Raw genomic sequence first — 24,178 nt, 5'->3', positions numbered from 1 at the left:
AGCTTATTTTTTAACTGCAACTTTAACCGGCTTTGCATATACGCATGTAAAACCTTCAAATTCTAAAAACTCTAGGTTATAATCAGATTTTTCACCTTTAAAATAAACTTTTCCGGTAGTTTTTTTATCGTCGAAATCGAAATCGGCAATATTAATATGCTGCAAAAACCCTAAACCTGGCTTTGCATATAATTTGTAGATAGATTCTTTGGCACCCCAAACGATCGTAAGTTTTCTAATAAGTGCTTCTTCGTTAGCCAACGTATGATACTCTTTGAGCGGCGTAAACTTTTCTGCGATCTTCAAGATCTTATCTCGTTGTTTCTCTATATCTATTCCAACTTCATCTTCAGAAATAATGATTGCGGTGAAATTAAAGGAATGAGTAATAGAAATACATTTCCCGTCTTTAAGATGCGGTTTTCCATTTTCGTCGTAATAAAGATCGTGGTCTGTATACCCCATTTCAGCAAATAAATGCCTAATACTCATGAACCCACGTTTATGAAGTATAGATTTCATTCCGTTCACTCGTTCCTGGCAATGAGCAGTTAATTGAATATCATCTACAAGCCAATCCAGAGTTTCTTCGATCTTCCAAATGAGCACTTTAGTGCCTTCATCAACTGTTATTGTTTTGTAAAGTGGCATGAAATTCTGTTAGATATTATGTACTTTTGCGACTGAAAAATTGCTAAAAATCAAATATAATAATATGTCAACTAAAACAGTGCCTTATACGGCCTATAAAGTTAAAGATATTTCCCTTGCAGATTGGGGAAGAAAAGAAATAGAATTGGCTGAAGCAGAAATGCCAGGTTTAATGTCCCTTCGTGAAGAATTTGGAGCAGAACAACCTTTAAAAGGCGCTCGTATTGCAGGATGTTTGCACATGACCATCCAGACTGCAGTTTTAATTGAAACTCTAACCGCTTTAGGCGCAGAAGTTACTTGGAGTTCTTGTAATATATTTTCTACCCAAGATCAGGCAGCGGCAGCAATTGCGGCTACAGGAGTTCCTGTGTATGCATGGAAAGGGATGAATGAAGAAGAATTTAACTGGTGTATCGAGCAAACCTTATTTTTTGGGGAAGACCGTAAGCCACTTAATATGATTTTAGATGATGGTGGAGATCTTACCAACATGGTTTTGGATAAATATCCGGAATTAGCTGAAGGGGTAAGAGGAATTTCTGAAGAAACTACAACCGGAGTACATAGATTGTATGAGCGAGTTAAAAATGGATCTCTTCCAATGCCGGCCATCAATATTAATGATTCGGTTACCAAATCTAAATTCGATAATAAATACGGATGTAGAGAAAGTGCTGTAGATGCTGTTAGAAGAGCTACAGATATCATGCTTGCAGGAAAAAGAGTAGTTGTTTGTGGATATGGTGATGTTGGAAAAGGAACTGCTGCTTCATTTAAAGGCGCCGGATCTATTGTAACTGTTACAGAAATTGATCCTATTTGTGCTTTACAAGCTGCAATGGACGGATTTGAGGTTAAGAAATTAGAAACAGTACTTCCAAAAGCCGATATCGTAATCACCACTACTGGAAATAAAGATATTGTAAGAGGTGAACATTTTGAAGCGATGAAGGATAAAACTATCGTTTGTAACATTGGACACTTCGATAATGAAATAGCTGTTGCTTGGTTGAATGAAAATCATGGCAAGACTAAGGACACCATTAAGCCACAAGTAGACAAATATACTATCAACGGAAAAGATATTATCTTACTTGCTGAAGGTAGATTGGTAAATCTTGGTTGTGCAACCGGACATCCTAGTTTTGTAATGAGTAACTCATTTACAAACCAAACCCTAGCACAAATTGAGCTTTGGAAAAATGCCGATAAGTACGAAAATGAAGTTTATATGCTTCCGAAGCATTTAGATGAAAAAGTGGCTAAACTTCACTTAGAAAAAATTGGAGTGGAGCTAACGGAACTTTCTACTGAACAGGCAGAATATATTGGTGTAACTGTTGAGGGGCCATTTAAGCCTGAGTATTACAGATACTAATCCATAAAACACATTAATTAAAAAGCCCCTTTCTATCGCTAGAAAGGGGCTTTTATATTTTATATTATTCGCTAATTAAAACCTGCGTCTTTTAATATCACTTTTGCCCTCATTACATCTTCCTCCAGAACTTGAACATGCATCCCATTAATTCCTAAGCCTCCAATTCCGGCAGCACTGTCCATAAATTCATCTGGAATCCTATAATTTATTTTTTCTCTATCGAATAAATTCTTGACAATAGAAATTTGAAAAGATTGATTGCTATTAAAAACAGTGATAAAGTTCATTTTTTTAAAAGGTTTAAAAATGAAGATACAAAAAAGCCCTTTCTGTTTCTAGAAAGGGCTTTTTAATATGTACAAAATGATCAACTATGCTTCAAACGGTTCGATAGAAACGTAAGATTTGTTATCTCTCTTTTTTGTGAATTTTACAAGACCATCCACTTTAGCATGTAAAGTATGATCTTTTCCACCATACACATTATCACCTGGATTGTGTGTATAGCCTCTTTGTCTAACGATGATATTTCCAGCGATTGCGGCTTGACCTCCAAAAATCTTAACGCCTAAACGTTTTGATTCGGATTCTCTACCATTCTTGGAACTACCAACACCTTTTTTGTGAGCCATGGCTTATAGTTTTTCTAATTAGTATTTTATTTATTCTTAAGCAATTCTTTAGCTTGCTTTACCCATTCATCAGATTCGATCTTTTCACGAGTAATACCATCGATAGCAGAAAGTTCTTCTCTATCGGCAGCTTTAAGCTTACTAATTTGCTCATAAGTATAAATACCTATTTCGTTTAATTTAGTTTCGTAAGCAGGTCCAATTCCGTTGATCTCCTTCAAGTCATCAGCATCAGCTTTAGCAGCAGTTCCTACACTATGAAGAAGTTTGTCGATATTAATCTCCATTCCTTCAGTTCTGTGTTCGGCACGAGTTACTAAGTTCTCACTTACTTCCACTTCTTTTTTTGCTTTTGCCTTTGGAGCAGCTTTTGGAGCTTCTTTCTTAGGTTCAGCTTTAGCAGAAGAAGATTTCTTTCCACCAGGAAGTGTAATTCCTACAATCGAAATTTCAGTCAAGGATTGACGGTGACCGTTCTTCACACGGTATCCTTTTCTTCTTTTCTTTTTAAAGACAATAACTTTGTCTCCTTTAACGTGTCTGGTGATTTTAGCATCTACCAAAGCTCCGTCTATAGCTGGGGCGCCTAAAGTAATATTGTCACCATCGCCTGAAAGAAGAACTTTATCAAAAGAAACTTTGTCTCCTTCTTCTCCCGCTAAACGGTTTACAAATACTTTTTGGTCTTTTGCAACTTTAAATTGCTGCCCTGCTATCTCTACAATTGCGTACATAGCGTATTTATTAGTTAATTATTCTAAAATAAATCACTTGAAAATTTTCCTCAAGCGGGTGCAAATATACTTCTAAATAATTAATTCACAAAGTCTTTGATTAATTTCCTAAGGTGTGCTTTTTAGCTTCTTTTGTGTTCCAGGAATCTTTAAAAAGCTGCATAAAAGCTAAAGTAAGTACAAAGCTAGTGGCAAATCCCATTACTGCTACCACAAATAAAATAATGCCAACACTTGTATTGTAGTCGCTACGCCACATGGTAAGCAATTCATTAAGAAAGTCCGGATTCAATTCTGTAGAATAAATTCCGAAAAAAAGTGTAAAAATTATGGTTGCATTAAAGCCGGTAAGAAGTCCGGTCATGAAACCTTTTTGATATTTAAATTTAGTGCCGCTTTCTAATCGGTAGTTCTTAATAGCCTCATACATTCCAAACGCCATAATAACTCCATTAAATAAACTGAAAACAGGATTCTTATGTGCCCCAAAAAGAGACAGCACTAAAAAATAGGCAATTAATCCTGCAGCTATTGCAATCCCGTATTTAATTGGAATACTAAACTTTTTCATCATTTTATTCTTTTGTGATTATAGTAAAGTTCCAAAAAAACAAGCAGTATTCTCCCTAATGTGCTGTTAATTTTAACAATTATTTAGGTGTTTCTATTAAACTTAATACAACATTTAGTGATTTATGGGTTTTTCCGTAACAAAAATGCAAATTGTAATACTTATAGAACACATTAATAAAACCATTAAAAAAATGATCAACAAAATTAAATTATCAGCATGTGCGCTGTTTCTGGGGGTAACCGGATTTGCACAAGAAGTTGAATTTACAGAATACGATCTGGATAACGGCCTGCACGTTGTCTTGCATCAAGACAATACCGCACCTGTTGTTACAACTTCGGTAATGTATCATGTGGGTGGAAAAGACCAACAAAATGGAAAAACAGGATTTGCACATTTCTTTGAGCATCTTTTATTTGAAGGCACCGAAAATATTCCAAACGGAAAATGGTTCGAAATTGTAAGTAGCAATGGAGGAAGCAACAATGCAAATACTTCTAATGACAGAACTTATTATTACGAAGTTTTTCCATCGAATAATTTAGAGTTAGGACTTTGGATGGAATCTGAAAGAATGATGCATCCTATCATCAAACAAAAAGGAGTAGACACTCAAAATGAAGTTGTAAAAGAAGAAAGAAGATTGCGCGTAGATAATGCGCCTTACGGAAACTTATTACAGGCAGTATCATCAAATATGTTTGTGAATCACCCATACAAGGATCCAAATATTGGATACATGGAGGATTTAGACGCTTCTACCTTAGAAGAGTTTAAGCAATATTTTGACAAATATTATGTTCCAAACAATGCTGTTTTAGTAGTTGCCGGAGATATAGATATTTCCAAGACAAAGAAAATGATCAAAGATTATTTTGGTCCAATCCCAAAAGGAGCAGCTGTAACTAGAGACTATGCGAAAGAAGAGCCTATCACGAAGCAGATTAATGCTACGGCTTACGATGCGAATATTCAATTGCCTGCTACTGTTTTAGGATACAGAACCCCTGCTTTTACTGAAAAAGATTCATACGTTTTGAATATGATTTCAGATTATTTAAGTGATGGTAATAGTTCTAAACTTTACAAAAAATTGGTAGACGAGCAGAAACAAGCACTTGCAGTTCAAGCCTTCAATTTAGAACAAGAAGATTATGGGATGTATTTAGTATTTGCAATTCCACAAGGTGAAACTACTCTTGAGACGTTAAATACTGAAATGGAAGAGGAAATAGCTAAAATCAGAACTGATCTTATTTCAGAAAAAGATTTTCAAAAACTTCAGAATAAAGCTGAAAATGGATATGTAAATTCAAATTCTAGTGTAGCTGGGATTGCAAACTCTTTAGCTTCTAGCTATTTATTATATGGTGATACCAATTTAATAAACGAAGAAATTAATATCTACAGATCTATTACTAGAGAGGATATTAAAAGAGTTGCAAACGAATATTTAAAACCAAATCAGCGAGTTGTTGTAGAATATTTACCGAAAGCTGAAGAGGCAAAACAATAAAAAATTATAAAACGATTAATATGAAAAATAATATAATAGCTTTTGCAGCCTTATTGTTTCTTTCTTTTAGTGTGCATGCGCAAATAGATAGAAGTAAGCAACCAAAAGCGGGGCCAGCCCCAAAAATTAACATAGACGAACCTGAAAGTTTTAAGTTAGACAATGGCCTTACAGTGATGGTGGTTGAGAATCACAAACTTCCAAGAGTTTCTATGTCTTTAAGATTAGACAATCCACCTATTTTTGAAGATGGAAAAGCAGGAGTTTCTAGTTTAACCGGGCAATTGCTTGGAACTGGCACTCAAAACATGTCTAAAGACGATTTTAATGAACGTGTAGATTTCTTAGGAGCCAGACTTAATTTTTATTCAAGTGGGGCAAATGCGAATACATTATCTAAGTATTTTCCGGAAGTTTTAAAACTTATGGCAGATGGCGCAATAAACCCAAAATTTACTGAAGAGGAATTTTCTAAAGTAAAAGATCGTGAGATCGAAGGTTTAAAGTCTAACGAGAAAAATGTAGCATATAATGCAGGTAGAGTAAGATCTGCTTTAGCATATGGAAAAAATCATCCTTATGGAGAATTTGCTACTGAAGCAACTGTTGGGAAATTAACGCTTGCAGATGCTCAATCTTTTTACGATACTTATTTCGTTCCACAAAATGCCTATTTGGTAATTGTTGGAGATGTAGATGAGGATGAAGTAAAAAAATTAGTAAAAGAAAATTTTTCTAACTGGAAGAAAAAAGATTTACCAGCATACAAAATGCCAACGGTTTCTAACCTAGCTCAAACTGAAATTCAGTTTGTAGATATGCCAAATGCAGTACAAAGTGAAATTGCTTTAGTGAATACGATTAATTTGAAGCAAAAAGATGAAGATTATTTTGCTGTTTTAGTTGCTAATAAAATACTTGGAGGCGGGGGAGAAGCTCGTTTGTTCTTAAACTTGAGAGAAGACAAAGGGTATACCTATGGAGCATATTCCAGAACCGGTAACGATAAGTATAGTGCAGCTACCTTTGTTGCAAGCGCAAGTGTTAGAAATGCAGTAACAGATAGTTCTGTAGTTGCTTTTTTAGATGAAATTTATAGAATTAGAAATGAAAAAGTTTCTGACAGTGAGCTTGCTAACGCAAAAGCAAAATATACTGGAGATTTCGTTTTGTCTTTAGAGCAGCCTGCTACAATTGCCAGATTGGCTTTAGATGTAGAAACTGAAGATCTTGATGATGACTTTTACGAAGATTATTTAGAAAACATTAATGCCGTAACAGCTGAAGATGTACAAAGAGTTGCTAAGAAATATTTCCTTGCAGATAATTCTAGAATTGTAGTTGTTGGTAAAGGAAGTGATGTGGTAGAAAATCTTGAAAAGATAAACTATAACGGGAAGAAAATTCCGGTTGTTTATTTTGATAAAGAAGGTAATAAAGTAGACAAACCAGAATTTAATAAAACTGTTGATGCCTCTGTAACTGCTGAAAGTGTTTTCAACAATTATATCAAGGCAATTGGTGGAAAAGAAGCAGTGACTAAAGCAGAAAGTGTAATGATGGTTGCGCAAGCAGAGATTCAAGGTCAGAAATTAGATCTTGAAGTAAAAACTGCCAACGGAAAGTCCTCTCAAAAAATCGCGATGGGCGGAAACGTTTTAAGCAAGCAGGTTTACAACGGGGAAACTGGATTTACAATGGCTCAAGGTCAAAAAATGGCTTTTACAGATAAGCAATTAGAAGCTGCTAAAGCCGATGCTAATCCTTTTCCAGAATTAAATACTAAAGATGCAAAAGTAATGGGTATCGAGCCGGTAGATGGTAAAGATGCTTATGTTGTAGCCCTTAGTGAAGATAAAACGGCTTACTACGATGTAGAAAGCGGATTAAAAGTTAAGGCGGTAAGCAAAGTATCTCAAGGGGATCAAACAATGGAAATCCCTATTACGTACAGTGATTACCAAGAAGTAAACGGAATTAAATTTCCATTTACAGTATCTCAATCAATGGGACCTCAAACATTCGAATTTAAGGTTTCAGACCTAAAGGTGAATGAAGGAGTATCTGATGAAGATTTTATGGAATAATCTTTTTATTAATGTTGAAAGAGCCGGCCCTTAGTGGTCGGCTTTTTTGTTTTTAGTATATAAGTTCTTGGATCTATTAACTAGAAAAACACCCAATAAAATAATTAACATCGAAATTAGCTGAAACACACTAAACACTTCTCCATCTAAAAAACCCCACCCTAAGGCCACTAATGGAATGGTATAAGTTACGGAAGTCGAAAACACAGGGTCGGAGATTTGTATCAATCGGTTGAAAATTATCATTGCAATTCCGGTTCCTATTACTCCTAAAATTAGCACATAAATAATGGAGGTTGATACGATTTCTTCATTCAAAACACTTTCAAAAGAAAAACCTGTAAGTAATAAAACCACAAAAGATGGAATTAGCAAGACTAAAAAATTCCCCGCGGTAATTCCCAATGCAGTAATACCATGCATATACTTTTTTATAATATTTACATTAACAGCATAACATGCAGCCGCAATAATCACTAAACATGAATAAAGGTAATTTTGATCTGGATTTACCTGTCCCCCACTAAATATCAAACCTAAAGTTCCGATTAGTCCAATTATAACTCCAAGAGTCTTATTCTGAGTAAAGGCCATTTTAAAGAATAGCACTCCAAAAATTAAAGTCAGTAAAGGCGTCGTTGCATTTAGAATGGAAGCCACGGCACTATCAATCTCAGTTTCCGCAAAAGCAAAGAGATAAACTGGAAAGAAGGAACCTATAAATGCAGATATGGAGATCCATTTCCATTGTGCGATAGTGAGTTTAGAAATACTTTTAAAACCCACCAAAACCAAAAACAAAGCAGCAAAAATTATCCTGAACGATCCTAATTGCAAAGCACTAAGACCAATTAAGCCCTTTTTGATAAGTATAAAGGAACTTCCCCATACTAAAGAAAGTAAGATCAAATAGATCCATTTGAGATTTTTCAATACGAGACTACTTAATTATGAAATGCGAAGATATATTTTAGAAATGGTTTTAATATAATTCTCTCTCATCTTTAAAATTTTCATTATACAGTATCCTGCAGCAGCCATAGTATTCTTTTTCAAAAAAAACTTATATCAAAAAACCCCAACTAATTAGTTGAGGTTTTTAATTTTATTTACAAAATGAATTAATTCAATTGCTCTGTAAATGGTGTTGGGAACGCATCTATTATATTATCCCCTGCACGATCTAATGGTATATTATCCTCATTTAGCATATTTAATCTTCTTAGATCTATCCAACGATGGCCTTCAGCTAAAAGAGAATATCTTCTTTGCTTTAAAACCTCAGCAAGTAAGCTACTATCATCTGTCGACCCGGAATAATCAGGTAAACCTGCTTCATTCCTTACTCTATTAATAGCTTTAATAGTTTCATCATTGTCTACACCTATATTTACTTCAGCATAAATAAGAATAAGTTCCTCGTTTCTTATTAAATAAACTGGATCTACATTACTATCATATACCGCAATCTGGTAATCTGCAGATAATCCATCAAATGAAGTACCTCCAGGCAACTCAATAGTCTTTTCAGTCACTCGAGTATCTCCAGCCTCAGCATCCTCTATAAATGAATCATGAACCATAAATTCTTGTCCAGATTGTAATGGCACGTGGAATTGAGTGTTAAGAATATCGTTACCAGTTAAACCAAAGACATGAGCAGGCCCATTATAGAGATCTCCATCAATATCAAAAAATGATTCATTTAATAAACTTAAAGATAATTGATTATTGCCTTGATATAATGCTACCCTTGCAGCTAAAGCTCTATTAAACTCACTAAATGTTTCTGGTGTATCAAAACCATCAAACCCAGAGCTTAAACTAACAAAGTTTGAAGAACCACTAGCCAAGTCTGAGTCTGCTTCGTTAAGTAAGCTCATAATTCCTGCAAGTGCCTCGTCATAGCCTACATTTGGGCCAAGGTTATCTGGATCGGCAACCTCAAGTCTAATCCCGTTATCGAACTGACGGTTGGCCACCATTAGTAAAGCATAAGCTTTTAAAGTCTTAGCATATCCGTAATAATTATTCTTTTCCTGATCACTTAATCCTGCTGTAGAATTTTCTACAGCTTCAATTAAGATATTTGCAGATTTTACAACTTTGTACCAAGCAGCATACGCCCGAGTTGTTAAGAAACCATTATTATCTAAAGGACCTTTCAAAATTTCTCCTGTATATCGCGGGTCAACACCCGAAAGGTCATAATATTCTCTTCCTAATATACTTACAGTATCATAGTGAAAGGCCAAGTCGTTTCTCATAACAGCCTCTAAACCGGTGGTTAATAATTGAATATCGGCCGCACTAGCACCATCAGCAAAACTAGTTACTGTAGGTGCATTTGGATTTTCTATCTCATCTAATTCACAACTTGGAAAAAGCATGAATGCAAACATGAAGACGATTGTAATTGATATTTTTTTCATGATTGTTTTTTTTTTAGAAGTTAACGTTTAAATGAAAATTAACAAACTTTGAAGTTGGGTAGGGTGTTACCTCTACATTGTTGGCCAATACATTATTCCCAAAGTTTGAAACCTCAGGATCGTAACTATTATAATCAAAGATGTTTATTAGATTTCTACCCGAAACACCAATCTTAATGTTCTTAGTATATTTAATCAAGCCTTCAGGTAACGTATAAAATAAACCAACTTCTCTTAATTTCACATATCCTGCATCCTCTATTACTGGATCTGGATTTACAAAGGCTTGACTTGCTCTATAATCTCCATTAGACAATTGACCACTAGGATCTAGCCCAGTATCATTATAGTCCCAAGTTGTACCCGCAAGATCGTATAATAAGGTAGTTAAATTTATATTATCTCCACCTTGTTTCCAATGCCATAAGAAAGTAAAATCAAAGTTCTTATAACTAATTTCATTGTACCAAGACATCTGAAAATCTGGTTCTGCATTACCATACACAAAGAAGCCATCTCCTTCCGGATCTCTTCTAGCTATTTCTTCAGCAGTAAAGGCTGTTGCATCGTAAGTTCCAACAATCTGTGTAACACTTTTCCCTTCCTGAATTAAAAATGTTCCTAAAGAAGCTGCAAATCCACCATTTGTAAACGCCGGAACATCTAAACTAGTAACTTCAGATTCATTCTTCCACCATTTTAAATTTGCATCCCAAGAAAAATCTTCTTTCTCCAAAACAGTTGCATTCAGGCCTAACTCAATACCCCTATTCTCAAGTTCACCTCCATTAACCACTTCCGTAGTAAATCCAGAAGATGTTGGAAATTGCGATTGAATAAGCAAGTCTTTAATTGTTTTATTATAATATGAAGCCTCAAAATTCAGTCTATTTTCAAATAATCCAAGATCAACACCAAATTCTAATTCCGTCTGTCTTTCCGGTCCAATATTTGGGTTTCCTCTTAAGTTAGCAGGACTTACTCCCGAAGTACCATCTATAAACTGGCCATTCATTAAGGAGAATCGATCATTGAAATTTGGAAAACGTCCAGCCTCACCATAAGCTATTCTTGGTTTGAATAAATTTACATTATCGAAAGACCAGAAATCGAAATTACTTAAGTTAATAGCTAAATTTGCTTTTGGATAATAGTTCATTTCATTAGCGTCCCCATTGTTCGTAGACTTATCCCCTCTAATCCCGATAGTACCAATTATCTGATCTCTAAAATTGATTTCTTCCTGTACGAAGAACCCTTTATCCTTTTGTGGTTGGATAGTTTGCTGAGTCGATACATTTGTAGACTGACCTAAATTCGTTTGCGAACCATTTAAACCAGTTGCGATTGTTATAACTGTATTTCTATCAAAATCTTGCAAAAAACTACCAGCTTGTGTGGTAAATGACAACCCACTTTCCAAATCAAGATTATGAACCAAGAATGCAGAAATATTATAATTAGTGTTTACTGTGGTTCCAGAAATAGCAACACCCCCTAAAGATGTAGGACTTCTAAAATAAGTAAGTCCACTAGGGAATATACTTGTAGTCCTTAATGTATATTGATCGTAACCGCCTTCTAAAACTAATTTTAGCCTTTGGATATCTGTAGTTAACAGCTTAATATTTGTTTTAGCACTACCTATAAAACGATTCACTTCTTCTCTGTTTGTCGTAAGAGCAACTGTTTCAAGAACATTAGACCCGGCACCACCTTGAGGGTACACTCCGTCTACTGGAGATAAATCCTCCCAAGGATATGTAAATGCTAAGGCGTAACCTACTGTTCTATTGGCATTCCCATTATTGAAAAATCCCCTATCAGATTGAGAATTAATATAATTACTAGTTACATATAAATCTAACCAATCATTGAAACGCTGCCCAACATTTAGCCTAATAGAACTTTTAGTATATCCTGTATTATCCACCAATCCAGGTTCATCTCTATGTGTTGCTCCAAGAAAATAATCTGTATTTTCTTTAGCCCCAGAGGTAGAAAAACGAGTGGTCGTAGATACCACAGTATTATCAAAAAGCTCTGCTTCATAATCTCTTAAAGTTGGGTCGTTTGGCCCTCCCAAAGCAGTTATTTGTTCTTGTGTATAATCTCTTAAACCTAAAAGTTGAGTAGGACTTCTAAATCCAATTACTTGTGAAAAAGCAACTTGAGGTTTTCCTTGTTTCCCTCTTTTAGTTGTAATAATTACAACTCCTCCCGCTGCGGCCGATCCATAAATAGCTGCTGCAGATGCTCCTTTAAGAATCTCAACACTTTCAATATCCTGAGGATCTATATCTGCAATACGATTGGATGCATCATCTTGATTAGTTGATGCGTTACCACCACCTGCTGCCTGACTAACAATATTATTCCCTAATCCAATGGATGAGTTATCTACATAAACCCCATCTACAATAAATAGAGGTTGTTGATTTCCAAATATCGAAGTCACACCACGTAAGCGCATAGAAATACCACCTCCGGGAGCTCCAGAACTTGATTTAATTTCTGCTCCGGTAAATTTTCCAGAAAGTGCTCCATCCAATCCAGATTGCACCGTAACCCCTGTTAATTCCTCTGCGGAAACCGAGGCAACGGCATTGGCCAGATTTGAACGTTTGGTAGAAGATGCTAATCCAGTAACTACAACTTCATCTAATGCTGCAGCAGTTTCAACAAATTGAATATTAATTGGAGAATTTTGATCAACAAGTCTTTCTTGTGTTTCAAAACCCAAGTAAGAAAACACTAAGGTTACCGGTAATGAATCTACGGTTAAAGAAAAATTACCGTCTAAATCACTCGTGGTTCCATTGGAAGTTCCCTTCTGGATTACATTAACAAAAGGAACAGCTTCCCCTGTCGACTGATTAATAGTTTTACCTGTTAAAGTTTCTTGGGCGAATACCACCGCAGGAAAAATAATAAGTAAAAGCATTATTTTAATGCCATTTAATTGGATGTGCCTCATAATTTTGGTTTTTTCAATTAGCAAATACCAAAATAGGCAAAAAATACAAAGGCTTCTATTAAAAGTTAATTATTGTTTAAAATAACCGAAAAAATGTTAATAGTTTACCAACTAAATAAGTATTTGTAGGAATTACCTCCACTTTAAAGATTCCATAAGCCTCTTAATGTCTGATTTTATGTAAGATGCAGCAGGCATAATGGAATCAAAATTAGGCTTCTGATTAAAATAGAGAGATCCCGTCACGAAGTGGTTGACGCTATCTGTAATATAGAATTGTGCTTGGGAGGCAGCATTTCCATCGATCTCATAAAACATTCCGTAGGATTTATGCTCCGGATTTACATAAACGTCTCCTTCGATAAAATCGGCTTTTATAGTATGCTGCAAAGGTAATTTTTGAGAATCCATCAAGAGAGAATCCAAATTGTTATCTACTTCCTGATATGTAATAAAAATAGAGGCGTTTAGTTTCGGGTAGTTAAGATTGATCCAACAAGGCACAGCACCTTTAGGTTTTACAATTTTTGCGATAGCATTATACTCAAAACTATAAGGGCAATCTAGGTTTGTTTCCACATATTCTGCAGCAGGAAATTCTAAATCTAAAAAGGCTTTTGGTTTAGGAAGCACCTCATCTTTACACGATATAAAAATCGAAAATATTAATAAAATGATACTTATTTTTTTCATCTTGAAAAATGGTGAAAACTAATTTAAGGTACTGAAAAGAGATTATTCTTCTGAAGGTATTTCCTGTTCAATACTTAATTTGATCTGCTTTATTCTTTTATCATCTATAACCTCTATCGTGAAATGATATTTCTGAAAAGAGATCTTTTCATTTCTTTTGGGAAAACCACCTGATATCTCAAGCAAAAAACCTGCTAGGGTATCGGATTCTCCTTTGTTTTCTTCAAAAATTGAAGAATCTTCGAGTTTTATTATTTTATAAAAATCCTTCAGAGGAGTTTTACCTTCGAATATAAAATTAGACTCATCTAACTTCGAGAACACTAAATCCTCATCATCAAATTCATCGCTTATATCTCCTACAATTTCTTCAATAATGTCTTCTAATGATACCAGCCCACTGGTTCCTCCATATTCATCCACAACAATTGCTAAGTGAATTTTCTTATCCTTAAATTCATTTAAAAGATCATCCAGTTTCTTGTTTTCAGGGATAAAGTATGGCTCTCGCAAAAGAGACGTCCATTCAAAATCTTTCTTATCAAGAAAAGGCAAAAGATCTTTTACATAGAGTATTCCTCTTACCTGATCTATATTTTCTTTGTACACCGGAATTCTAGAAAATCCATTATTTACAATCTCCGGTATTATCTCTTTATAAGTCTGATTTTCATTCAAGGCAAAAATATCCATTCTAGGACGCATTACCTGTTTTGTATCTGTGTTCCCAAAGGAAACTATCCCTCTCAATATCTTCTGTTCTTCATGCGTAGTATCCTCTTCTCTAGTCATTTCCAAAGCTTGAGAAAGATGATCTACACTTAAAAACCCTTTTTGCTTTCCTAACTTGTCATGAATATAAATGGTGACGGCCCTCATAGGAGTACTAAGTGGTGAAATTAAAAAGTCTAAAACATTCAGGGGATACGCCATGAAATTACTGAATTTCACATTGTTCCTACTTGCATAGACTTTAGGAAGAATCTCTCCAAAAAGCAATATTAAAAATGTTACAATTCCAACTTCAATTAAAAATTTAAAATTTATCCCTAGAAAAACAGCATTCATATTTCCGAAAAACTCATCGGTAACTGAATCAAAAAGCAATACAATAGCTATGTTTATAGTATTGTTAGCCACTAGAATAGTCGCTAATAGTTTCTTAGGTTTTTCTAATAATTTGGTAACAATTTTTTGAGCATTTGTTCTCTTACCATTATCTCCGAGAAAATCTGAAGGTGTTAGAGAGAAAAATGCAACCTCTGCACCAGAGATTAATGCAGAACAAATTAATAATGCAACAAGCATTATAAGACTGAATACTTGTGAAAATTCCGGTGAGATAAACAATAAAATTAAACTGGGAGGATCTGGATCCAAATGCTTATATTTTAGTTAGACTTAGAAAGGCAAATCATCTTCTTCCTCATTGCCTTTATTATGATTGGCAAAAGTATCATTTTTAGTATTGGAAACCGGTTTTGCTGAAGCCGAATTTTGTGCCGGATTCTGAGTGCTTTCAGTTTTAGGTGTCAAAAATGTAAAATCTGTACATTGAATTTCAACCGAATAACGCTCGATCCCTTTATCATCTGTCCATTTTCTGCTTTTCAACCTTCCTTCCACATAAACCTTATCACCTTTTTTAAGGTATTTCTCGCAAATTTCTGCAGCCTTATTTCGCACAACAATATTGTGCCACTCGGTATTTTCTACTCGCTGTCCCGTAGATTTATTTGTATAAACTTCATTGGTAGCTAATGGAAAGCGACCTATTGCTCCGCCTCCTTCAAAATAATGCATTTTTACATCGTCTCCTGTGTGCCCTATCAACATTACCTTATTAAGTGTACCCGTCATTACTTTTTATTTAAAATTTAGCTCGTTATAATAATTTAAAAATAAAGAAATTTATTCAGTATCACCTCCTAATTAATGTCAATATTACATGCCATTAAAATTTTTAAAGTTGAAGCTAATATTCGCTCAGCTGAAATTCATTAATAAAATTGGAGATTAAAACCGGCACTGGATATTCTTGAATTTTAGACAATGGAATTGGTTTTCTATTAAATTCAGTATTCTCCAAGATCCAAAAACGGGTATAGATATGCTGATGTGAGAGTTTATGTATAATAGGAGTGTCATTAAATAAACTGATTTTTGGAAGATCATCTATTTCTTCAGCTACTAAGTTAGATTCTGCCAACACCGCTTCAGCATCAATTAAGGATTTAGATTCCAATAAAGGGAATTGATATAAGCCTTCCCAAATTCCTTTCCCAAGTCGCTGTTCTAATACGGTTTCATTATCTTCTGATAGAAATACCAAATAGTTAAAATATCTTTTTTTGATTTTAGCCTTCTTCAATTTAACAGGAAGCAATGAAATTCTATTGTTTTTTAATGCCAAGCAGCTATTGGAAAGTGGGCAAGTTTCACATAATGGATTTTGTGGCTTACATTGCAAAGCACCAAACTCCATGATCGCTTGATTATAAGTTGCAGAATTTTCTTCATCTATCAATTCTACAGCCAACGCTTTAAATTCCTTTATACCTGCAGTACTATTAATAGGAGTATCTATATCAAAGTACCTGGCCAACACTCTATATACATTTCCATCTACACCGGAGTAGCCTCATTATAGCAAATGGAAGCAATCGCACTTGCTGTGTAATCTCCAATTCCCTTTAGCTTTATTAAGTCTTTATAGTTATCTGGAAACTTCCCGTTTAATTCTTCTGCAACATATTTTGCAGTTTCATGTAAATTTCTGGCTCTGGAATAATAACCCAGACCCTGCCAAAGCTTCAGTACTTTTTCCTGAGAGGCATTTGCAAGATCAAAAACAGATGGAAAAGCTTCTGTAAATGCCAAATAATAAGGTAAACCTTGCTCTATTCTGGTTTGCTGAAGCATAATTTCACTTAACCAAATATGATAAGGATCACTGGTTTCTCTCCATGGTAAATCTCTTTTATTACCTAAGTACCAATTAATCAATATTTTATGAAAAATCATGAATAGCATTGTTTGCTTGCAATAATAATTCTTTATTTGGTTACTATTTAATGAATTAGGATTGAAATATTGGAGATTTAATTCTTATATTTGCCCCCTTGAAAATTAAGAACCCCAATTATAATATTAAATAGGACGAAAATGACGAAAGCAGATATCGTAGCGAAGATTTCAGAAAAGTTAGGAATGGAAAAAGGTGATGTTCAAGCTACTGTTGAAACATTTATGGAAGAAGTTAAATCTTCTTTGGAAAGTGGAGATAATGTTTACTTAAGAGGTTTTGGAAGCTTTGTAGTTAAAACAAGAGCAGAAAAAACAGGAAGAAACATCTCAAAGAATACTACAATAAAAATCCCTGCACACAATATCCCTGCATTTAAACCTGCTCGTGTTTTTGTAGATGGTGTTAAGACTAACGTTGAAGTAAGAGAATAATTCCCGTAACAAGGAATTTGAAAGTATAATATTAATTTAAAAAAAGTAACACTATGCCAAGTGGTAAAAAAAGAAAAAAGACATAAGGTAGCTACTCACAAGCGTAAAAAGAGAAGTAGAGCTAACCGCCATAAGAAAAAGTAGTGTTCTCACTACTTTTTTTTAGTAAAAGACGTTCTTTGAAATTGAAACCGAGTTTAATTCTAAATTAAAATTCCGGTTTCTTCAGGCTTAAAAACCCTGTGAAAATTTATTGTTTAATCCATCCCGATTTCCGGGATAAAAATCTAAAAGAGTGGACAAAGAATTGATTATTAGATCAGGTTCCTCTGCTATAGATTTTGCCTTAATTAAAGATGGAAAACTAGTCGAATTAAACAAAGAAGAAGACGATAGCAACTTTGCTGTTGGTGATATTTTTATCGCTAAAATCAGGAAAGCTGTTCCAGGATTAAATGCCGCATTTGTAAATGTTGGCTACACAAAAGATGGTTTTTTACACTATCATGATCTTGGCCCTCAAGTCCAAACTTTGTTGAAATTCGTAAAACGTGTAAGCACAGGTAAATTAAAAGATTATTCTTTACAGAATTTAACTTTTGAAAAAGATATTGATAAAGACGGAAGCGTAGCTGAAGTCTTAAAATCAAATCAGTCGTTACTGGTTCAAGTAATGAAAGAACCAATCTCCACAAAAGGCCCTAGAATAAGCTCCGAGCTTTCTCTACCCGGCCGTTATATTGTATTGGTGCCTTTTTCCAATAGAGTTTCAGTTTCTCAAAAAATTGAAAGCAAAGAAGAAAAAGACCGCCTTAAAAGATTGGTGAAAAGCATAAAACCTAAAGGGTTTGGTGTAATTGTAAGAACCGTAGCAGAAGGCAAAAAAGTAGCAGAGCTAGACAGAGATCTTCAGAATTTAATGAGTCGCTGGACAGCAATGTGTAAAAAATTATATAAAGCACCTCATCCATCCAAAGTATTGGGAGAGTTAAATAGAGGATCCTCCATTTTGAGGGATATCTTTAACGACACTTTCTCATCTATTGTGGTAGATGAAGAAGAGCTTTATACACAGCTAAAAGATTATGTGGCAGAAATTGCTCCAAATAAAGAATCTATAGTTAAGTTGTACCAGTCTAATGTTCCAATTTTTGAAAAATTCGGTATCGAAAGACAAATAAAAACTTCCTTTGGTCGCACCGTATCGATGAGCAAAGGAGCTTACCTGATTATTGAGCACACAGAAGCCATGCACGTTATAGACGTGAATAGTGGAAACCGTTCCAATAAAGCTAAAAACCAGGAAGAGACCGCCTTAGAAGTGAACCTTATAAGCGCCACAGAAATAGCCCGACAATTACGATTACGTGATATGGGTGGAATTATTGTGGTCGACTTTATAGACATGAACAAGGCAGAAAACAGAAAAGCACTATTTGATCATTTACGCGAAGAAATGAGCGATGATCGTGCAAAACACAAAATATTACCCCCAAGTAAATTTGGGTTAATACAAATTACAAGACAACGCGTTAGGCCGGAAACAAATATCAAAACCCGTGAGGAAAACCCGAACGGAACAGGAGAGATTGAGGCTCCTATTATTGTTATTGATAAAATAAAAACCGACCTCGAAAGGCTGATCAAGAAGAATCATAAAAAGATCACCTTAAGTGCGCACCCATTTATTGCAGCCTTTTTAACAAGAGGCTTTCCATCACCCCGCTCCCAATGGTTTTTTGACCATAAGCGCTGGGTAAAAATTTTACCAAGAGACGCTTACACGTACATGGAATATCACTTTCACGATAAAAACGGGGAAGTTTTAGACTAAAATTTTGAAAACCGCCTATCAAATAAATGATAGGCGGTTTTTTTATGTCCTGTTTTAAAAATACAGCTTCAACTTCTTTATATTTTTGTACTCTTACATTTAAAACTATTAGTCTTTATGAAAAATTATAAATACTTACTTCTTTTTCTAGTTCTCACATCTTTTTCAATAGTTGCACAAAATAAAACGAACTCCCCCAAATCTCTTATTGTAAATGTTTTAATAGATGTAAATAAAAATATTTATATTGAAGAAATGCTGACTCAAAAAGATCAGATTGGCCCAAATATTAAGAAATTAATTAGTACAAAGCCGGCCAATAAATACGAAGGTGTTACGTATAGAATATTTGCCGATGGAAGTTTACAGCATGGAACTATTATGGACGTAAATACATTACTCCTTAAAGGCTACCAACCTATTCAGACTAAGACCGAAAAATATCTTCTGGACTTAAAAGCAAATAATTTAGATGGCCCAGATTGGGTAGATCAGCTAAATAAGCTTGATTTAAAAGCATCACGAATTAACTAGGGACTTTATATGAAGCCAAACGCCTCAGAGAAATCTTATACTATTAAAGAAGCCACAATAAAGCTGATGCAGTTTTGTGCTTATCGCGATCGTTCTCAAAAGGAAGTTCAGGAAAAGCTGCGTGAGATGAGAATGATTCCGGATGCTTGCGAGCAAATTACCATTCAATTAATGAGAGAGAATTTCTTGAATGAGGAACGTTTTGCTAGAAGTTTTGTTCGTGGAAAATTCAGAATTAAAAAATGGGGCAAAATAAAGATCAAGCAAGAATTAAAAGCGAGGGATATATCAAGTCCGCTAATTAAAATATCATTTTCTGAAATAGAGGAATCAGAATATTTTAAGACTTTACATGAGCTGGCAGAGAAGAAATTACCACTTATTAAAGAGCCAAACTCCTATAAAAAGAAACAAAAACTGATTTCATTTCTACATCAAAAAGGTTACGAATTCCCAATAATCATGGAGGTGATAGAATCACTTAAATTTTAATATTGTTCTTTTTATGAGTCTTCAAAACAGCCTGCTCGTTTTTATAATCAATCCACTTCTGACCTCTCCATTTGCGCATATAATTATCGAAATACCGCATAAAAGCCAAATTGTAAACTGCTTTAGAAAAATTGGTAATGTTTCTGGAAGTCGCCCGTAAACTCATTGAAAATCCCGGAGTCAAATAAGTCATTTGGTGCCAATAACCTTCCGGCATATATAAAGTTTCCCCGTGATTAAGTTGCGTAACATAACCTTCCGCTTGTTTCAAAGCCGGAAATTTTTCGAAATCAGGATTCGAAAAATCGATGTCCTCCCTGGAGATTAATGCGTGCGGCACTTTATAAAGATATTTGCTTTGCGACGGAGGATACAGAATACATTGCTTTTTTCCGTGGAAATGAAAATGAAGGATATTCGCAAAATCTATATCGTAATGCATAAACACCTTAGAATTCTCACCTCCAAAAAATAGCATTGGCAATTGCTTTAAAAATCGCAATCCCATATCCGGAAATTTAAAATCTTTCTGAAGCAAAGGAACTTCCTTCATTAAATGATATAAAAAAATCCGATAGTTGGTAGGCTTAGATTTTAGGAGCTCGATATACTCGCTCATCTTCATCTTTAAGTGCGGTTCGTTGAATTTAAATTTAGAACTTATGGGCCTATCGTCATACAAAGGCACTATTTTTTCACCGGCAACTTCCTCTATATATTCTAAGCTCCATTTTTTATATGCCGGCCAGTCTTCAATTAAATGCTCAATCACCACAGGTTTTTGTGGTTTTACATATCTCTCTACAAAATCTGCTTTAGAGATATTTTTTACTCTTGGTATTTCAGCTAATTGAAGTCTTTCGCCCATCATCAAATTCCTGCATTTTTATGTGTGTCTATTACAGCACGTGTATTCTTATAATCTATCCATTTCTGGCCTTTAAGTTTCCGCATAAGATTGTCGTAATTTCTAACTAAAATTACATTTTTCAATACCTCCAAAATTTTCGTTGGTTTTGTAGGCAGCGAACGCAGAGTTAAAGATAAGCAAGGAGTTTCATATTTTACAAAATGCCACCATTTACTTGGAATAAATAAAGCATCACCGTTCTTTAAAGCAACCTCAAAACCTTTTGCCTTTGCCAAGGCCGGGTATTTCTCAAAATCCGGATTATCCATATCTAAAGTCTCCATACTCACTATAGAATATGGTACTTTATATAGATATTTAGTTTCTGAAGGTGGATACAAAATAAACTTCTTAGTCCCAGCAAAGTTGAAATGAAAATTGTTCGCTAAATCCATATCGTAATGCATCAGCACTTTTGCCCCTTCTCCTCCTACAAATAGCACCGGAAGTTTTTTGAAGAATTTCACTCCAAGCTCGGGATACTTGAAATCTTTTAATAAATCTGGACAATTCTGAAGCAGATTAAAAAAGAACATTCTTAAATCTGTAGGGCCACTTTTTAAAATGTCTATATAAGCGGACATTTTCATTTTTTGGGCTACAATATGGCTCTTTTGGTTTCCTTTAGCAGGCTGCCCATCGTATAATGGCACTTCAATTTCACCGGCTTTGCTTCGGAAATATTCAAAACCCCATTTATCTCTAGCTGGCCAGTCTTCGCTTAAATTTTCCATTACCACAGGTCGCTGCGGAATAAAATACTCCTTCAAAAAAGTTTCTTTATCTATCGCTGTAACGCGCGGTATGGATTTTAAATTAAGTGGCACATTCTAAAAGATAATTATAAGGTAGTTTTTGCTTTTTTCTGATTTTGTGCCTCTAAATTTCTTTCAATTTTGTGTCCTGGTCTAGACCATTTTGGTTTCTCACCTAAATTTTGAAATTTAGATTCTGCAGCATCTATACTTTCCGGCTGAGATTTCTTCACAAATGGTTTTTGTGGCTGAAGCCTAGTGCTTTAAACATTTCCATATCTTCTCCCACATCCGGGTTTGGAGTAGTCAATAATTTATCTCCTGCAAAAATTGAGTTAGCACCTGCAAAGAAACACATAGCTTGTCCCTCTCTACTCATTTGAGTTCTTCCTGCAGAAAGTCTTACCTGAGTTTCCGGCATTACAATTCGGGTCGTTGCTACCATTCTAACCATATCCCAGATAGAAACCGGTTGTTGCTCTTCTAATGGCGTTCCTTCAACAGGAACAAGGGCATTAATCGGCACAGATTCCGGCTGCGGACTCAAAGTTGCCAAAGCAACTAACATCCCGGCGCGATCGTCGTTAGATTCACCCATTCCTATAATTCCACCACTACAAACTGTAACATTGGTTTTTCTAACATTTCCAATAGTATCTAGTCTATCTTGGTAACCTCTTGTAGAAATCACCTCTTTATAATATTCTTCTGAAGAGTCCAAGTTGTGGTTATATGCATATAAACCGGCTTCAGCAAGACGCTGCGCCTGGTTTTCGGTAATCATACCTAAAGTACAACATACTTCCATATCCAGTTTATTGATGGTTCTTACCATTTCTAAAACCGAATCAAATTCTTCCCCATCCTTTACATTTCTCCAAGCTGCACCCATACAAACTCTGGAACTTCCAGACGCTTTTGCCCGTAAGGCTTGTGCTTTCACTTGGTTTACACTCATAAGATCGTTGCCTTCAATATCTGTATGATATCTTGCTGCTTGTGGGCAATACCCGCAATCTTCCGGACATCCTCCTGTTTTTATTGAAAGTAAGGTAGAAACCTGAACTACATTTGGATCGTGATTTTCTCTATGAACAGAGGCTGCTTCGTAAAGCAGATCCATAAAGGGTTTGTTATATATTTCAAGAATTTCTTCCTTGGTCCAGTCGTGTTTAATTGTCATGAAATTGTATTTGAATTCCAAAAATAGCTAAAACTAAGCTTTCTTGGATATTTACTTATAAAAGTTTTGCCTTACTACTAGCCAAAAGCCAGAATATATTAATTTTTACTTATTAAAATAGAAACTGCATTCCCCCCAAAACCAACGGCATTTATAAGGATATTTTCCAATTTATTAGGCGTCTTACTTATTGTTGAAAATGGAACCGGGATAAAATCGTCGTTTTGTAACATTAAGATGGCTAATTCCATACTCAAAATGCCAGAAGCACCAAACGTGTGACCTATTTTCCATTTATTAGAAGTTAATGCCGGAAGTTTAGCTCCAAAAATGGCTTTTATCGCATTTATTTCTGCTTCATCACCTTTAACTGTTCCCGGAGCATGCATTACAACAGCATCAATATCGTTTAATGCTTTATCTCCAATCGCCATTTTCATCGATTTTTGGAAACAGCTTCCATTTGCTGAAATAGAAACCGAATGCTTCAGCTCTTCTGTAGCAAAACCAATACCTGTGATCTTTGCGATACTATTTTCAGTATTGTTAGAAATACAAGCAACGCCGGCTGCTTCTCCCAGAACCATAGAATTATATTTCTTGTCCATATTTAAAGCTTGGCAAGGAAAATCTAGATCTTGTGAAGCATAAATTTTCATCGCTTTCATCTGAGCGATCGTAAATGGGGTTAAAGCAGCCTCGCTTCCCCCAACTATAAACTTATCGGCAAAACCAGATTGAAGCCAAACTACACCATTTAAAATTGCATGTAAACCTGTGGAACATGTTACACTGTGCGAAATTTCCGGCCCGGAAGTTCTAAGGTCTTGTGCCACCCAAGAAGATATATTTCCTAGAGTTGTACTTGGAGAAGCCAAAACCTCCACTTTCCCATTTTCTATAAATTCTTTATGATGTTTTTCGAAAAGTTGAGTTGCGCCCCGAGAACTTCCTATATTTATCCCAATAGTATCCTCCTTTTTCCATTTTGCTTCTTGAAATGCAGCTCTGGCCGATACAATAGCGTATAGCACAGAGTTATCTAGAGCTTTAAATCTGGATTCAGAGTTTCTTAAATTTTCTACCTCCACCTTTTGCTTGGAAGATAAAAATGCGGCGAATGCATCAGTACTGGAAAAATTTTGTGATTTAATAAAATGTTTATCGGTTTTATAATTATTCCAGATCTCTTCCCTTGTAGTTCCTAACGGAGATATGGAAGCGATGGAATTTATATAAACAGGATTTTTCAATACTTAGAATTTTCAGCAAAAATAAGGTCTTGAATAGATTTCTATAAGTTTATTGTCTTAAAGTTGAAGGAAAAATTA

At 35.0% G+C, this 24,178-nt stretch carries 21 protein-coding genes and 2 pseudogenes; 7 read left to right on the top strand and 16 right to left on the bottom strand.

Going from position 1 to position 24,178, the window contains the following annotated elements:
* Nucleotides 1-3 precede the first annotated feature (3 nt).
* Nucleotides 4-651: a 4'-phosphopantetheinyl transferase family protein gene (locus ON07_RS01425; protein WP_010227585.1), complete on the bottom strand. Its 648-nt coding sequence runs from the start codon at nt 649-651 to the stop codon at nt 4-6.
* Between the two features lie 64 nt (nt 652-715).
* On the opposite strand from ON07_RS01425, the gene ahcY reads away from it, so the two are divergent.
* Nucleotides 716-2,032: an adenosylhomocysteinase gene (ahcY, locus tag ON07_RS01420; protein ID WP_010227584.1), complete on the top strand. Its 1,317-nt coding sequence runs from the start codon at nt 716-718 to the stop codon at nt 2,030-2,032.
* A 71-nt stretch (nt 2,033-2,103) separates the two neighbouring features.
* Here the strand turns inward: ahcY and ON07_RS01415 are convergent, their stop codons facing one another.
* The 4 genes from ON07_RS01415 to ON07_RS01400 form a co-directional block, all read right to left on the bottom strand.
* The gene (locus tag ON07_RS01415; RefSeq protein ID WP_010227583.1) at nt 2,104-2,322 is read right to left on the bottom strand and encodes a putative signal transducing protein; all 219 of its coding nucleotides are present in this window, start codon (nt 2,320-2,322) and stop codon (nt 2,104-2,106) included.
* A gap of 84 nt (nt 2,323-2,406) precedes the next feature.
* A complete protein-coding gene (gene rpmA / locus ON07_RS01410; protein ID WP_010227582.1) occupies nt 2,407-2,667 on the bottom strand; it encodes a 50S ribosomal protein L27 in 261 nt (86 codons plus the stop codon).
* A gap of 26 nt (nt 2,668-2,693) precedes the next feature.
* Nucleotides 2,694-3,401, bottom strand: coding sequence for a 50S ribosomal protein L21 (gene rplU, locus ON07_RS01405; protein WP_010227581.1), 708 nt, complete (start codon nt 3,399-3,401; stop codon nt 2,694-2,696).
* 100 nt (nt 3,402-3,501) lie between these two features.
* Entirely contained in the window at nt 3,502-3,972 is a 471-nt protein-coding gene (locus ON07_RS01400) for a DUF4199 domain-containing protein (protein ID WP_010227580.1), read from the bottom strand.
* Nucleotides 3,973-4,165: 193 nt separating this feature from the next.
* Here ON07_RS01400 and ON07_RS01395 point away from each other — a divergent pair, with 193 nt between their 5' ends.
* Both ON07_RS01395 and ON07_RS01390 read left to right on the top strand, forming a co-directional pair.
* Nucleotides 4,166-5,491, top strand: coding sequence for a M16 family metallopeptidase (locus ON07_RS01395; protein ID WP_010227579.1), 1,326 nt, complete (start codon nt 4,166-4,168; stop codon nt 5,489-5,491).
* Nucleotides 5,492-5,511: 20 nt separating this feature from the next.
* Complete coding sequence (locus ON07_RS01390) at nt 5,512-7,578, top strand: M16 family metallopeptidase (RefSeq protein WP_010227577.1); 2,067 nt, start codon at nt 5,512-5,514, stop codon at nt 7,576-7,578.
* Nucleotides 7,579-7,608: 30 nt separating this feature from the next.
* Here the strand turns inward: ON07_RS01390 and ON07_RS01385 are convergent, their stop codons facing one another.
* The 7 genes and pseudogenes from ON07_RS01385 to mutY form a co-directional block, all read right to left on the bottom strand.
* On the bottom strand, nt 7,609-8,511 hold the full coding sequence (locus ON07_RS01385; protein WP_033445001.1) for a DMT family transporter: 903 nt from the start codon (nt 8,509-8,511) through the stop codon (nt 7,609-7,611).
* Between the two features lie 188 nt (nt 8,512-8,699).
* Complete coding sequence (locus tag ON07_RS01380; protein WP_029331305.1) at nt 8,700-10,010, bottom strand: RagB/SusD family nutrient uptake outer membrane protein; 1,311 nt, start codon at nt 10,008-10,010, stop codon at nt 8,700-8,702.
* 13 nt (nt 10,011-10,023) lie between these two features.
* Nucleotides 10,024-12,987 (bottom strand): SusC/RagA family TonB-linked outer membrane protein, encoded by a 2,964-nt coding sequence (locus ON07_RS01375; RefSeq protein WP_010227574.1) that lies wholly within the window; start codon nt 12,985-12,987, stop codon nt 10,024-10,026.
* A gap of 132 nt (nt 12,988-13,119) precedes the next feature.
* Nucleotides 13,120-13,680: a gliding motility lipoprotein GldD gene (gene gldD, locus ON07_RS01370; protein ID WP_010227573.1), complete on the bottom strand. Its 561-nt coding sequence runs from the start codon at nt 13,678-13,680 to the stop codon at nt 13,120-13,122.
* A gap of 42 nt (nt 13,681-13,722) precedes the next feature.
* A complete protein-coding gene (locus tag ON07_RS01365; RefSeq protein ID WP_010227572.1) occupies nt 13,723-15,060 on the bottom strand; it encodes a gliding motility-associated protein GldE in 1,338 nt (445 codons plus the stop codon).
* 21 nt (nt 15,061-15,081) lie between these two features.
* The gene (locus tag ON07_RS01360; protein ID WP_010227571.1) at nt 15,082-15,540 is read right to left on the bottom strand and encodes a single-stranded DNA-binding protein; all 459 of its coding nucleotides are present in this window, start codon (nt 15,538-15,540) and stop codon (nt 15,082-15,084) included.
* 115 nt (nt 15,541-15,655) lie between these two features.
* Nucleotides 15,656-16,704: pseudogene (gene mutY / locus ON07_RS14120) on the bottom strand (A/G-specific adenine glycosylase).
* 141 nt (nt 16,705-16,845) lie between these two features.
* Here mutY and ON07_RS01350 point away from each other — a divergent pair.
* From ON07_RS01350 to ON07_RS01335, 4 genes are all read left to right on the top strand, one after another.
* On the top strand, nt 16,846-17,139 hold the full coding sequence (locus tag ON07_RS01350) for an HU family DNA-binding protein (protein ID WP_010227570.1): 294 nt from the start codon (nt 16,846-16,848) through the stop codon (nt 17,137-17,139).
* Nucleotides 17,140-17,434: 295 nt separating this feature from the next.
* Complete coding sequence (locus tag ON07_RS01345; protein ID WP_010227569.1) at nt 17,435-18,973, top strand: Rne/Rng family ribonuclease; 1,539 nt, start codon at nt 17,435-17,437, stop codon at nt 18,971-18,973.
* A gap of 117 nt (nt 18,974-19,090) precedes the next feature.
* On the top strand, nt 19,091-19,507 hold the full coding sequence (locus tag ON07_RS01340) for a biopolymer transporter ExbD/TolR (RefSeq protein ID WP_010227568.1): 417 nt from the start codon (nt 19,091-19,093) through the stop codon (nt 19,505-19,507).
* Nucleotides 19,508-19,516: 9 nt separating this feature from the next.
* A complete protein-coding gene (locus tag ON07_RS01335) occupies nt 19,517-19,999 on the top strand; it encodes a regulatory protein RecX (protein WP_010227566.1) in 483 nt (160 codons plus the stop codon).
* Here ON07_RS01335 and ON07_RS01330 read toward each other — a convergent pair.
* The 4 genes and pseudogenes from ON07_RS01330 to ON07_RS01315 all read right to left on the bottom strand — a co-directional run bounded on the left by ON07_RS01330 (nt 19,989) and on the right by ON07_RS01315 (nt 24,100).
* On the bottom strand, nt 19,989-20,870 hold the full coding sequence (locus ON07_RS01330) for a cupin-like domain-containing protein (protein WP_010227565.1): 882 nt from the start codon (nt 20,868-20,870) through the stop codon (nt 19,989-19,991). The two genes, ON07_RS01335 and ON07_RS01330, sit on opposite strands and share 11 nt — an antisense overlap.
* Entirely contained in the window at nt 20,870-21,736 is an 867-nt protein-coding gene (locus tag ON07_RS01325) for a cupin-like domain-containing protein (RefSeq protein WP_010227563.1), read from the bottom strand. The genes ON07_RS01330 and ON07_RS01325 overlap by 1 nt, the downstream gene beginning before the upstream one ends.
* A gap of 14 nt (nt 21,737-21,750) precedes the next feature.
* A pseudogene (gene bioB, locus ON07_RS14115) lies at nt 21,751-22,847 on the bottom strand (biotin synthase BioB).
* 98 nt (nt 22,848-22,945) lie between these two features.
* Entirely contained in the window at nt 22,946-24,100 is a 1,155-nt protein-coding gene (locus ON07_RS01315) for a beta-ketoacyl synthase N-terminal-like domain-containing protein (RefSeq protein ID WP_010227561.1), read from the bottom strand.
* Between the last annotated feature and the right edge of the window lie 78 nt (nt 24,101-24,178).

Source organism: Gillisia marina (genome assembly GCF_000258765.1).
In the GTDB taxonomy this organism is placed as follows: Bacteria; Bacteroidota; Bacteroidia; order Flavobacteriales; family Flavobacteriaceae; genus Gillisia; species Gillisia marina.
The sequence above is the reverse complement of the archived record's forward strand: the minus strand, read 5'-3'. Positions and strand labels throughout refer to the sequence as shown.

Coding starts and splice junctions, on each gene's coding strand:
- ON07_RS01425 (WP_010227585.1), bottom strand. CDS start 651: ATGCCACTTTACAAAACAATAACAGTTGATGAAGGCACTAAAGTGCTC.
- ahcY (WP_010227584.1), top strand. CDS start 716: ATGTCAACTAAAACAGTGCCTTATACGGCCTATAAAGTTAAAGATATT.
- ON07_RS01415 (WP_010227583.1), bottom strand. CDS start 2,322: ATGAACTTTATCACTGTTTTTAATAGCAATCAATCTTTTCAAATTTCT.
- rpmA (WP_010227582.1), bottom strand. CDS start 2,667: ATGGCTCACAAAAAAGGTGTTGGTAGTTCCAAGAATGGTAGAGAATCC.
- rplU (WP_010227581.1), bottom strand. CDS start 3,401: ATGTACGCAATTGTAGAGATAGCAGGGCAGCAATTTAAAGTTGCAAAA.
- ON07_RS01400 (WP_010227580.1), bottom strand. CDS start 3,972: ATGAAAAAGTTTAGTATTCCAATTAAATACGGGATTGCAATAGCTGCA.
- ON07_RS01395 (WP_010227579.1), top strand. CDS start 4,166: ATGATCAACAAAATTAAATTATCAGCATGTGCGCTGTTTCTGGGGGTA.
- ON07_RS01390 (WP_010227577.1), top strand. CDS start 5,512: ATGAAAAATAATATAATAGCTTTTGCAGCCTTATTGTTTCTTTCTTTT.
- ON07_RS01380 (WP_029331305.1), bottom strand. CDS start 10,010: ATGAAAAAAATATCAATTACAATCGTCTTCATGTTTGCATTCATGCTT.
- ON07_RS01375 (WP_010227574.1), bottom strand. CDS start 12,987: ATGAGGCACATCCAATTAAATGGCATTAAAATAATGCTTTTACTTATT.
- gldD (WP_010227573.1), bottom strand. CDS start 13,680: ATGAAAAAAATAAGTATCATTTTATTAATATTTTCGATTTTTATATCG.
- ON07_RS01360 (WP_010227571.1), bottom strand. CDS start 15,540: ATGACGGGTACACTTAATAAGGTAATGTTGATAGGGCACACAGGAGAC.
- ON07_RS01350 (WP_010227570.1), top strand. CDS start 16,846: ATGACGAAAGCAGATATCGTAGCGAAGATTTCAGAAAAGTTAGGAATG.
- ON07_RS01340 (WP_010227568.1), top strand. CDS start 19,091: ATGAAAAATTATAAATACTTACTTCTTTTTCTAGTTCTCACATCTTTT.
- ON07_RS01335 (WP_010227566.1), top strand. CDS start 19,517: ATGAAGCCAAACGCCTCAGAGAAATCTTATACTATTAAAGAAGCCACA.
- ON07_RS01330 (WP_010227565.1), bottom strand. CDS start 20,870: ATGATGGGCGAAAGACTTCAATTAGCTGAAATACCAAGAGTAAAAAAT.